The organism is Mitsuaria sp. TWR114, from assembly GCF_007997345.1.
Genome location: NZ_VOSR01000689.1, coordinates 1 through 10,556 on the forward strand (window position 1 = coordinate 1; position 10,556 = coordinate 10,556).

Here is a 10,556-nt window from a genome sequence, read left to right on the forward strand (position 1 = left end):
CGGCGACGAGGTGCTGCTGCAGGCGCCCGGCGAGCGGCTGCACTGGTTCGACCCGGCGACCGGGCAGCGCGTCGACTGAGACGCGGCACGACGCGCCTTCACGCCGCGCCTTTCGGGCGCCCGGCCCCGCCGGCCAACAGGATGGACGATCCGCCACAGCGATCAGGGAGAACGACATGACGGTCTCGACGCATGCCCTCGACGAACCCAGCTGGCCCTGGTCGCTGCCCTTCTGGGTGGCCCACCGGGGGGCCGGCAAGCTCGCGCCCGAGAACACGCTGGCCGCGTTCCGGGAAGGCGCGCGGCATGGTTATCGCGCCTTCGAATGCGACGTGAAACTGAGCTCGGACGACGTGCCCTTCCTGCTGCACGACGCGACGCTAGACCGCACGACGACCGCGCGCGGCCGCGCCGCCGACCGGAACTGGAGCGAGCTGTCGCGCTTGGACGCCGGACGCTGGCACAGCCGCGCCTTCGCCGGCGAGCCTCCCGCCAGCCTGGAGAGCATCGCGGCCTTCGTGCGCCGCAACCAGCACGCGCTGAACATCGAGATCAAGCCCACGCCCGGCGACGAGTTCCGCACCGGCGAGATCGTCGGCCGGGAGGTCCTGCGGCTGTGGGAGGAGACGGCGCCGGTGTCGGTGCTGTTCAGCAGCTTCCAGCCGGAAGCGCTGCGCGGCGCCCGCGAATCGGCGCCGCAGGTGCCGCGCGGGCTGCTGCTCGACAAGCTCGACGGCGACGGCTGGCTGCAGCTGGCGCAATCGCTGGGCTGCCGCGCGGTGATCACGCATTACGCGCTGATGGACCAGGCGCTGGTCACGCGGCTGCGCGAGGCCGAAATGAAGGCGCTGGTCTACACCGTCAACGATGCCGCGGCCGCGCAATGGCTGATCGCCAACGGCGTGGACGGGATCATCACCGACGCGGTGGACCGCTTCAGCCCGACGGCCTGACCGCCCGCGAAGCCGCCACGGCGCCAGGTCGCCAAGACAGTCAACCGGTCAGCGTGCCGGCTGGCGCAGGTCGGCGAGGTCCGTCATGCCGTAGACGCAGCTGTCGCAGGGCTGGCCCTCGACGTCGAGCGCATCGCGCCGCAGCACGCCTTCGAGCGTGAAGCCGCAGCGCTCGGCCACCGCGCGGCTGGCCGCGTTGCGCGAGTCGGTGCGGATCTCCAGGCGGCGCGCCCGCAGTTGCTCGAAGCCCAGGCGCACCAGCGCGGCGACGACCTCGACCACCAGCCCCCGCCCCGTGTGCGAGGGCACGATCCAGTAGCCCAGCTCGAAGCGGCGCACCTGCCAGTCCGGCGAATGCAGTCCCGCCCCGCCGATCAGGCGCCCGGGCCGCCCGTCGGCGCCGCGTTCGTGCAGGTAGTAGCCCAGGTGCTCGCGTTGCAGGAACTGCGCCTGCATGTGCCGCGCGACGCCCTCCGACTGCTCGACGGTGGGCGTCTCGTGCGCCCACGGCATCCAGGGCTTCAGATGCTCCTGGGCCTCGAGCACCGCGCGGTTCAGCGCGGGGCCGAGCCGGCGCGCGACGACAGCAGCACGAGCCGGGCGGTGTCGATCCGCTCGGGGACCTCGACCAGGAGCGGATCGGGGGCGGTTTGAACGCGCATGGGGACCTCAGTTGCCGTTGGCGGGTTGCAGCTGCGCGGTGCCCGTGGTCGGGGCCGGCGTCACGCCGGGCATGGCCTCGGCGCCCAGCGGCGGATCCTCGCCCTCGACCTTGGGCAGCACCTTCACCAGGCGGATCGCCTGGACCTGCCAGGCCAGCACCGCCAGCAGCAACGCACCGACGCCCGCGAAGGCCAGCGCGGCGCGCAGGCTGACATGCTCGCCGAGCCAGCCGCCGATCAGCGCGCCGGGGCCGGCGGGGATGAGGATCAGCCAGCGCATGGTGCTGGTCATCCGGCCGAGCAGCGGCGCTGGCGTCACCGCCTGTCTCAGCGACAGGAAGTTGATGAAGATGAGCACCGCGCCGACGCCGAACATGAACAGCGTGAAGGCGAAGGCCGCGACGCCGACCGCGTTGGCCGGCGCGACGCACAGCGCCGCCCAGCCGATGCCGCACATCGCGAAGCCGCCGATCAGGCTGGGGCCGGGGCCGAAGCGCGCGCTGATGCGGTGGCCCAGCGCGCTCGCCAGCACCGTGCCCGCGCCCAGCGCGATGTAGGACAGGCCCACGCTCTGCGCCGACAGTCCCAGCACCCGCGTCGCGAAGAGGATCTGCACCACCTGCGCGGCCTGGTTGAACATCTGCCAGCCGCCCACCGCGCAGGCCAGCGCGACCAGCATGCGCTTGCCGCGCACGAACGCGACGCCGGCCTTCAGGTCGCGCCAGAAATCGGCGCCGTCCAGGCGATGAAGCGTCTCGGTGACCTTCACCCCGCGCAGGATGAGCGCGGACGCCACCAGCAGCAGCGCATCCACCGCCAGCGCCAGCGGCGCACCGACGAGCTTGATCAGCGCCCCCGCGACGCCGGGGCCCGCGACCTCGGCGCCGGAGGAGGCCAGCGCGTTCTTCGCATGCGCCTCGACGAGGCGGTCGCGGCTCACCACCTGCGTCAGCACGATCTGCGAGGCGCTCCCCGCGATCGTGTAGACGGTGCCGAGCAGGAAACCGACGAAGTACAGCCACGGCATGCCCAGCCAGCCCATCCAGTGGGCCACCGGCACGCTGCCCACGGCGACGGCCAGCGTGAGCTCGCCCACGATGTAGACCGGCAGCTTGCGCACCCGGTCCAGCCAGACGCGGCCGGCAGCGAGAACAGCACGAAGGGCACCAGCTCCATCGCGGTCAGCAAGCCCATCTGCGTGGGCGAGGCATGCAGCAGCACCGCCGCGGTCAGCGGCAGCGCCAGCAGCGTGATCTGCCCGCCCAGCGAGCTGATCAGGATCGACGTCCACAGACGCCGGTAGACGAGGTTGCGCAGCAGATCGCCGGCGGGCAGGCGCAGGAGATCGAGGAAGCGGTCGAGCAGACGGTCGACCACGTGGATGCCTTGATCGGCAGCATGTTGACACTCCGGATGCGGTCCGCGCGGGGCGTCGTGCGCCGGGCGCGGATCGGGCGAGCGGGACGCGGTGGGCGTCGCCGTCGCGAAAAGCCAGGGACCTGGGAACCGGCCGTGGAAGGCGCGGGCGTCGTCCAGACGCCTACGGTCGTCGCGCCCAGCCGGATGGCCCAAGCGCGCGCACCGACGCCCGGGCGTCGTGTTTGGTGCGGTCCAGCAGCTTGGTCATGGGGTCGGCTCCGATCGGGGATCGTGGCGTGAGAGCTTCCGGGGAGGAAGAAGGCGCCGATGCTATCAGCGCCCTTGCGGCCGCCACAAGTGAGGAAAGACAGGGGAACCCGGGCGCTGGCGGCCAGCCCGGGAGTCGCCGTTCACCAGCCCGCGGCGGCGCCGTCGCGGCGCGGGTCGCTCGCGGCGACGTAGCCCTCCACCGCCGGATCGCCCAGGCGCCAGATGAACTGCCCGGCGCCGAAGTCCTGGTAGCTGTCGTGGATGTCGCCGATCTGGTGGCCGAGCGCGCGCAGGCCGTCGATGGTCTGCGGCGCCATCGAGGGCTCGACGTTGATCGACAGGCCTTCGTTGAAGCGCCAGCGCGGCGCGTCGCAGGCGGCCTGCGGATGCTGGCGGTAGTCGAGCATCCGCACCAGCGTCTGCAGGTGGCCCTGCGGCTGCATGTTGCCGCCCATCACGCCGTAGCTCATCTGCGGCTGGCCGTCCTTCATCAGGAAGGCCGGGATGATGGTGTGGAACGGCCGCTTGCCCGGCGCGACGACGTTGGCATGTCCGGCCTCGCGGGTGAAGCCGTGGCCGCGGTTCTGCAGCGACAGCCCGTAGCCCGGCACCACGACGCCTGAGCCGAAACCCATGTAGTTGCTCTGGATGAAGCTGACCATCATGCCGCTCTCGTCCGCGACGGTCAGGTAGATGGTGCCGCCCTTGACCGGATTGCCGGCCTGGAAGTCCTGCGCGCGCTTCATGTCGATGAGCTTCGCGCGGCTGGCCAGGTAGCCCGGATCCAGCAGCTCGGCGACCTGGACCTTCATCGTGCGCGGATCGCCGACATGGCGGTAGACATCGGCGAAGGCCAGCTTCATCGCCTCGATCTGCAGGTGCTGCGACGCGGTCGAGTCCACCGGCAAGGCGCCGATTTCGAACTGCTTCAGGATGCCCAGCGCGATCAGCGCCGCGATGCCCTGCCCGTTGGGCGGGATCTCATGCAGCGTGTGGCCGGCGTAGTCCATCGAGATCGTGTCGACCCACTGCGGCGCGTAGGCCGCGAAGTCCGCGGTGGTGATCGCCCCGCCGGTCTCGCGCGCGAAGGCGGCGGTGGCCTCGGCGACCTCGCCCCGGTAGAAGGCCTCGCCCTTGGTCGCGGCGATCAGGCGCAGCGTGCGCGCCGCGCCGGGGAAGCGGAACAGCTCGCCCACCTCGGGCGCCCGTCCGCGCGGCAGGAAGGCCTCGGCGAAGCCAGGCTGCGCGACCAGGTCCGCCACTTCGGAAGCCATGCGCCACTTGCTTTGCACGATCACCGGCACGGCATAGCCGCGCTCGGCGATCTCGATGGCCGGCGCCATCAGGTCGGAGAAGGGCAACTTGCCGTAGCGCTCACTCAGCGCGACCCAGCCGGCCACCGCACCGGGCACGGTCACCGCATCCCAGCCGCGGCGCGGCATCGCGTTGCCGACGCCGTGCTTGCGGTCGAAGTAGTCGGGGGTCCAGGCCTGCGGCGCGATGCCGGAGGCGTTCAGTCCCTGCAGCGACCGGCCGTCCCACACGATGGCGAAGGCGTCGGACCCGAGCCCGTTGCTGCAAGGCTCGACGAGCGTCATGCAGGCGGCCGTGGCGATGGCCGCGTCGACCGCGTTGCCGCCCTGGCCCAGGATGCGCAGTCCCGCCTGCGCGGCCAGCGGGTGGGACGTCGACACGACGTTGCGCGCTAAGACCGGGCTGCGCTGGCTCGGGTAGCCGCGGGTCCAGTCGAAGGCATGGGCGGGGGCGGTCATGGGATGTCTCCTGTAGGGGTGCGGGGCATCTTGCCCGATGGCCGTCGCCGCCGACAGCGCGCAAGACCTGGCGCGTGAAGGACCCGTGCGGATTGCGTAACCCATTGCAAAGCTGCGAACCCATGTCAACACACACACATGCGGCGTCGTTGTTCGCTCACCTTGTTCAACCTGCTGGAGTAAACCAGATGCAAGCCTTCAAGACCGTCAAGACCCTGGCCCTGATTCCCGCCCTGCTGATCGCCGGCGCCGCGATGGCCCAAGGCACCACCACCCCGGCCGCGCCCGCGACCCAGGCCGCTCCGGCCGCGACGACCGCCCCGGCCTCCGATGCCAAGGCCGAGCACAAGACCGCCAAGCACCACAAGGCCGCCGGCGAGAAGGCCACCGGCGAGAAGGCGACGCACAAGACCCACAAGAAGGCCGAGAAGCCCGCTGAAGGCGCTTCCGCCGCCAAGTAAGCGGTGATGGCGTGAGGACGTCGCTGGCGACGTCCTCGGCGATTCCAAAAAAAGAAACCGCAGCACCGGGTGACCGGTCTGCGGTTTTGCTTTGTCCGGCGCCTGGCCGGAAGCGGCCCGAGGCCGCGTGCCGACGCTGGATCAGGCCGCAGCCATCTGGGCGATTGGGATGACGCGGGCGCTGCTCGTGCAGGTCACGCCGTGCGCGGCGGCGCAGGCGCGCCGGGCTTCATCGAAGATCTCGCGGGCGCAGTCGTGGCAGCTGCCGCAGGCCGACGCCACCTGGGTCTCGTCCTGGAGCACCTCGAAGTTGTGCACGCCATCGGCCACGGTGCGGCGGATGTCGCGGTCGGAAACTCGGTGGCAGAGGCAGACGATCATGGCGGCGAAACAGGAATGAACCTGGAATGGCCGCGATACTAACGCAAACGCGAATTCCTCTCAATTAGGTCACAGAGCCCCTGCGCGGCGTCCGGCCAATGTCGGTGAACTGCGACACGGCGCCTCCATCACCCCGCCTTGCGCCGACGCGCGGACGAAAAAAAGCCCCGGCAAGCGGGGCTTCGGGGTCCCTGGCGACGGCTGGGCCCCAGGATGGGCGTGGCTGGCGTTCAGCTGGCGTCGCCCATCTGGCTTTGCAGCCAGTTCTGCTCGCCGACCTGGGCGATGAGCTCGATCTGGGTTTCCAGATGATCGATGTGCTCCTCCGTGTCGGACAGGATTTCCTCGAGGACCTCGCGCGAGACGTAGTCGCGCACGGACTCGCAATAGGCGATGGCTTCCTTCAGCAGCGGATGGCTGCCCATCTCGATCTTCAGGTCGCAGTGCTGGACCTCGACGGCGTTCTCGCCGATGTAGAGCTTGCCCAGGTCCTGCAGGTTCGGCAGGCCTTCCAGCATCAGGATGCGATCCATCAGCTTGTCGGCGTGCTTCATCTCCTCGATGGACTCGGCGTACTCGTGCTTGGCCAGCTTCTCGAAGCCCCAGCTCTTGAGCATCCGGTAATGCAGGAAGTACTGGTTGATCGCGGTGAGCTCGTTCTTCAACTGCGCGTTCAAGTACTCGATGACCTTGGCATCGCCCTTCATGTTCTTCTCCTGGAAATCATGCGGAATGGCGCGCATTGTCCTCATCCCTACGACGAATGGGGACAAGACCCGCCCCACCCGCTCTGCATGCGAAGTATTCGCAGCACGTTCCTCGCTCTGGCGAGTCGCGATCCATCAAGAAAAAAGCGATCGCCGCGATTCTTGGTTGCTATTGCGAATGGTTCTCATTAAGATGCTTCGCATGAATGCCCATCACCACTCCCACATCGAAGCCCTGCAAGCCGTTGCGCTGGATGGCGCCCGGGTCGCCGCAGGTTCGCCGCGTGAAGCGCTCCGCTGGTCCAGCGCCGGCGCATCAGCAGCCAGGCGCTGATGGGCAATGACCGCGAGGTCGAGATCGAGCACGCCGGCCAGCTCTACCGCCTGCGCGTGACGTCGCTGGGCAAGCTGATCCTGACCAAGTGACCCGCTGAGCGGCGGCCGGCCGAGGACCGCCCCGCCGCTCGCGTTCCCGTTCCCCTGTCCCGAACCGGCCGTCCGAGAGGACCGCCCGCACCAGCCCGCGCCGCGCCAGCCCGTGCGAGATCCAAGAACTACAAGGATTTCGACACCATGCACCTGCGCCCGACGCCCGTCGCGCTCGCCCTGTCGTTGGCATTTCCGCTGGCTTTCCCGCCGGCTTTCGCCCAGACGCCGGCTTCCACGAACCCGCCGACCGCCGAGTCCCCCCAGCCGCTCGGCGAGCTGACCGTCTCCGCGACCCGCACCGAACGCTCGATCGACGCGGTGCCCAACACGGTCACCGTGAAGAACCGCAAGCAGCTCGAGCGCCGCGATGCGCGCGACCTCAAGGACCTGCTGTCCGACGAAGTCGATCTCGACGTCAAGTCGACGGCGCCGCGCTTCACCGCCGCCGGCGCGTCCACCGGCCGGCCGGGCAACGAGGGCCTCAACATCCGCGGCCTGGAGGGCAACCGGGTGCTGATGATGGTCGACGGCATCCGGCTGCCGCAGGGCTACGCGTTCGGCGCGTTCGCGAGCGGCCGGGCCGACTTCGTCGACCTGAACAGCCTGTCGAGCGTCGAGGTGCTGCGCGGCCCGACCTCGACTTCCTACGGCAGCGACGGCCTGGCCGGCGCGCTGAGCCTGCGCACGCTGTCGCCGGAGGACCTGCTGGTGAATGGCAAGACCTTCGCCGGCTTCGCGCGTCTGGGCGCGGCGAGCGTCGACAACTCCCGGCAGGCGAGCGCCGCGGTCGCCTTCGGCGGCGGCGACTGGAGCAGCCTGGTGCAGGCCACCGTCCGCCGCGGTCACGAGACGAAGAACGAAGGCGACAACGACGCGCGCAACGCCAACCGGACCCGGCCCAACCCGGCCGACGTCGACAGCAACAGCGTGATGGCCAAGGTCGGTTATCGGGTCAACGCGAACCACCGGCTGAGCGGCACGCTGGAGCATCGCGAGCGCAAGGTCGACACCGACGTGCTCAGCGCCATCACCGCGCCGCCGGCCAGCGGCACGCTGCCGGCCACGGCGGTGCTGGGCCTCACCGCGCGCGACCGGTCGGAGCGCACCCGCGCCTCGATCGAACACCGCTACGAGGACCTCAACGCGACCTGGCTGCAGCAGGCGACCACCCACCTGTACGTGCAGGACAGCGAGACGCGGCAGTTCTCCTTCGAGGACCGCAACGCCGCCGCCGACCGCACCCGGCTGGGCACCTACAAGGAGCGCCTGGTCGGCCTGAGCGCGCAGGCGCAGACGCAGCTCGCCAGCCAGCGGCTGAGCTACGGCGTCGACGTGAGCCGCAACACGATCGAGGGCGTGCGCGACGGCACCGTGCCGCCCGCGGGCGAGACCTTCCCCAGCAAGCCCTTCCCCGACACGACCTACACGCTGGCCGGCGCCTTCGTGCAGGACGAGATCGAGGCGGGCGACTTCAGCGTCATTCCGGCGCTGCGCCTGGAGCATTACAAGCTCAAGCCGAAGTCGGCCGGCTACAGCGGCAACGCGGCCCCGCTCAGCGACCACGCGGTGACGCCGCGCGTCGGCGTGATCTGGCGCGCGCTGCCGGCGTTGCAGCCGTACGTGCAGTGGGCGCAGGGCTTCCGGGCGCCGGCGCCGGACCAGGTCAACAGCGGATTCGAAAACCCGCTGCAGGGCTACCGCTCCATCGCCAATCCCGGCCTGAAGGCCGAGCACTCGACCAGCTGGGAGCTCGGCCTGCGCGGGCGCTTCGAGCAGGTCCTGCGCTGGCAGCTGAGCGCCTACGACAACCGCTACCGCGACTTCATCTCGCAGGAGCAGGTCAGCGGCTCGCTGACGCCGGCCGACCCGGCGATCTTCCAGTACGTCAACCTCGCGCGGGCGCGCATCAAGGGCGTCGAGGCGCGCGCGGTCTGGGACCTGCGCCCGGGGCTGAGCCTCAACGCCGCCGTGGCGAAGTCGCGCGGCCACAGCGACTTCAATGGCGAGCGACGCCCGCTCAACAGCGTCCAGCCGCTGCGCGGCCAGCTCGGCGTGCGCTACGAATCGGGCCCGTGGACGGCCAATGCCAGCTGGGTCCACAGCTCGGGCAAGAAGCCGTCCGACATCTACGTGGCGCCGCGCACGACCCAGTACGCGCCGTCGAAGTACGACGTCGTCGACGCGGGCGGCAGCTATCGCCTCTCGCCGACCTGGACGCTGGCCGCCTACGTGACCAACCTTTTCGACAAGAAGTACTGGCGCTGGAGCGACGTCCAGGGCGCGGCCGGCAACGCGGCCGGCCTGGCCGTCGTCGACGCCTTCACCGCCCCGGGCCGCGCCGTGCAGGTGTCGCTGCGCGCCGATTTCTGATCAGGAGTTCCTCCCATGCATGCCAGCTTCACCGCCCTGCGCCAGGCCTTCGCCACGGCGCGCCATGAGCGCAAGGCCCGCCACCGCGACATCGCCAGCGCCTTGAGCATTTCCGAAGGCGAGCTGCTCGCGGCCCACGCCGGCTCGTTCGCCGAGACGAGTCTCCGCTGCGCGCGCGCCGGCTGCGCGCCGACTGGCAGGACCTCGTCGCCGCGCTCGAGCCGTTGGGCCCCGTCATGGCGCTCACCCGCAACGAGTCCTGCGTGCACGAGAAGGTCGGCGTCTATCGCGAGGTCAGCGCGCAGGGGCCACAGCGCCTGGTCGGCCTGGTGCTGGGCGGCGCGATCGACCTGCGCGTGTTCTACAGCCACTGGCGCCACGGCTTCGCGGTGGCGGAGCGCCTGTCCGACGGCGCGGTGCAGCGCAGCCTGCAGTTCTTCGACGCGGCGGGGCAGGCAATCCACAAGGTCTTCATGAAGCCCGAGAGCGACCTGGCGGCCTACGAGGCGCTCGTCGCGCGCTTCCTGGCCGAGGATCAACAGCCCGGCTTCGAGCCCGGCGAGGCCTGGCGGGAACCGACGCCGACGCCCGATGCCCGCGTCGACGTCGCCGCCTTCCGCGCGGAATGGGCCTCGCTGCGCGACACCCACGATTTCTTCGGCCTGCTCCGGCGCCACGGCCTGAGCCGCACGCAGGCGCTGCGCCTGGCGGAGCCGCGCTTCGCCCAGCCGGTGGCGCCGTCCAGCGCGCAGGAGCTGCTCAGCCGCGCGGCGCAGGAAGGCGTCTCGCTCATGGTCTTCGTCGGCAACCCCGGGATGATCCAGATCCACAGCGGCCCGGTGCACAAGGTCGCGATGATGGGACCGTGGATCAACGTGCTGGACCCGGGCTTCAACCTGCACCTGCGCGAGGACCACATCGCCGCGGCCTGGCTGGTGCGCAAGCCGACGGTGGACGGTCTGGTGTGCTCGCTGGAGCTGTTCGATGCCGAGGGCCGCACCATCGCGATGCTGTTCGGCGAACGCAAGCCGGGACAGGCCGAGCGCTGCGACTGGCGCAATCTCCTGGAGAGCCTGGTCGAGGGCGCGCCGGAGGCGGTGCCATGCTGAGCCGCCGCGACCTGCTCTCGTTGGCGCCGGCCGCGGCGCTGCTGACGATCGGCGGTCCGGCGCTGGCCGCGCCGCGGCGCGTC

The 10,556-nt window shown here is 70.5% G+C and carries 10 protein-coding genes and 1 pseudogene; 6 read left to right on the forward strand and 5 right to left on the reverse strand.

All coding sequences use genetic code 11. From position 1 onward, the window contains the following. Positions 1–176 precede the first annotated feature (176 nt). The gene (gene ugpQ, locus FUT87_RS22410; RefSeq protein ID WP_147242441.1) at positions 177–953 is read left to right on the forward strand and encodes a glycerophosphodiester phosphodiesterase; all 777 of its coding nucleotides are present in this window, start codon (positions 177–179) and stop codon (positions 951–953) included. Positions 954–1,001: 48 nt separating this feature from the next. On the opposite strand, the gene FUT87_RS22415 is transcribed toward ugpQ, so the two are convergent. The 3 genes from FUT87_RS22415 to FUT87_RS22425 all read right to left on the reverse strand — a co-directional run bounded on the left by FUT87_RS22415 (position 1,002) and on the right by FUT87_RS22425 (position 5,016). After that, positions 1,002–1,499: a GNAT family N-acetyltransferase gene (locus FUT87_RS22415; RefSeq protein ID WP_147242442.1), complete on the reverse strand. Its 498-nt coding sequence runs from the start codon at positions 1,497–1,499 to the stop codon at positions 1,002–1,004. Between the two features lie 123 nt (positions 1,500–1,622). Then, the gene (locus FUT87_RS22420; protein ID WP_255511967.1) at positions 1,623–2,735 is read right to left on the reverse strand and encodes an MFS transporter; all 1,113 of its coding nucleotides are present in this window, start codon (positions 2,733–2,735) and stop codon (positions 1,623–1,625) included. Positions 2,736–3,384: 649 nt separating this feature from the next. Next, entirely contained in the window at positions 3,385–5,016 is a 1,632-nt protein-coding gene (locus tag FUT87_RS22425; protein WP_147242443.1) for a gamma-glutamyltransferase family protein, read from the reverse strand. Between the two features lie 188 nt (positions 5,017–5,204). On the opposite strand from FUT87_RS22425, the gene FUT87_RS22430 reads away from it, so the two are divergent. Beyond that, on the forward strand, positions 5,205–5,477 hold the full coding sequence (locus FUT87_RS22430) for a hypothetical protein (protein WP_091726326.1): 273 nt from the start codon (positions 5,205–5,207) through the stop codon (positions 5,475–5,477). A gap of 141 nt (positions 5,478–5,618) precedes the next feature. Here the strand turns inward: FUT87_RS22430 and FUT87_RS22435 are convergent, their stop codons facing one another. Then, positions 5,619–5,858, reverse strand: a complete 240-nt coding sequence (locus tag FUT87_RS22435) for a bacterioferritin-associated ferredoxin (RefSeq protein WP_147242444.1) — start codon at positions 5,856–5,858, stop codon at positions 5,619–5,621. Positions 5,859–6,088: 230 nt separating this feature from the next. Beyond that, on the reverse strand, positions 6,089–6,565 hold the full coding sequence (bfr, locus tag FUT87_RS22440; RefSeq protein ID WP_067068504.1) for a bacterioferritin: 477 nt from the start codon (positions 6,563–6,565) through the stop codon (positions 6,089–6,091). On the opposite strand from bfr, the gene FUT87_RS22445 reads away from it, so the two are divergent. From FUT87_RS22445 to FUT87_RS22460, 4 genes and pseudogenes are all read left to right on the forward strand, one after another. Continuing rightward, complete coding sequence (locus FUT87_RS22445) at positions 6,564–6,899, forward strand: hypothetical protein (RefSeq protein ID WP_147242445.1); 336 nt, start codon at positions 6,564–6,566, stop codon at positions 6,897–6,899. The two genes, bfr and FUT87_RS22445, sit on opposite strands and share 2 nt — an antisense overlap. After that, positions 6,899–6,991 carry a hemin uptake protein HemP gene (gene hemP, locus FUT87_RS22450; RefSeq protein WP_255511968.1) on the forward strand — a complete coding sequence of 31 codons (93 nt, stop codon included), beginning with the start codon at positions 6,899–6,901 and terminating at the stop codon, positions 6,989–6,991. Before FUT87_RS22445 ends, hemP begins: the two co-directional genes overlap by 1 nt. A gap of 147 nt (positions 6,992–7,138) precedes the next feature. Continuing rightward, positions 7,139–9,364: a TonB-dependent hemoglobin/transferrin/lactoferrin family receptor gene (locus FUT87_RS22455; protein WP_147242447.1), complete on the forward strand. Its 2,226-nt coding sequence runs from the start codon at positions 7,139–7,141 to the stop codon at positions 9,362–9,364. Positions 9,365–9,379: 15 nt separating this feature from the next. Further along, positions 9,380–10,473, forward strand: a pseudogene (locus tag FUT87_RS22460) (hemin-degrading factor). Positions 10,474–10,556 lie beyond the last annotated feature (83 nt).

Excerpts from the sequence above, each read along its gene's own strand:
- ugpQ (WP_147242441.1), top strand. The coding sequence starts at position 177 with ATGACGGTCTCGACGCATGCCCTCGACGAACCCAGCTGGCCCTGGTCG.
- FUT87_RS22425 (WP_147242443.1), bottom strand. The coding sequence starts at position 5,016 with ATGACCGCCCCCGCCCATGCCTTCGACTGGACCCGCGGCTACCCGAGC.
- FUT87_RS22430 (WP_091726326.1), top strand. The coding sequence starts at position 5,205 with ATGCAAGCCTTCAAGACCGTCAAGACCCTGGCCCTGATTCCCGCCCTG.
- FUT87_RS22435 (WP_147242444.1), bottom strand. The coding sequence starts at position 5,858 with ATGATCGTCTGCCTCTGCCACCGAGTTTCCGACCGCGACATCCGCCGC.
- FUT87_RS22445 (WP_147242445.1), top strand. The coding sequence starts at position 6,564 with ATGTTCTTCTCCTGGAAATCATGCGGAATGGCGCGCATTGTCCTCATC.
- bfr (WP_067068504.1), bottom strand. The coding sequence starts at position 6,565 with ATGAAGGGCGATGCCAAGGTCATCGAGTACTTGAACGCGCAGTTGAAG.
- hemP (WP_255511968.1), top strand. The coding sequence starts at position 6,899 with ATGGGCAATGACCGCGAGGTCGAGATCGAGCACGCCGGCCAGCTCTAC.
- FUT87_RS22455 (WP_147242447.1), top strand. The coding sequence starts at position 7,139 with ATGCACCTGCGCCCGACGCCCGTCGCGCTCGCCCTGTCGTTGGCATTT.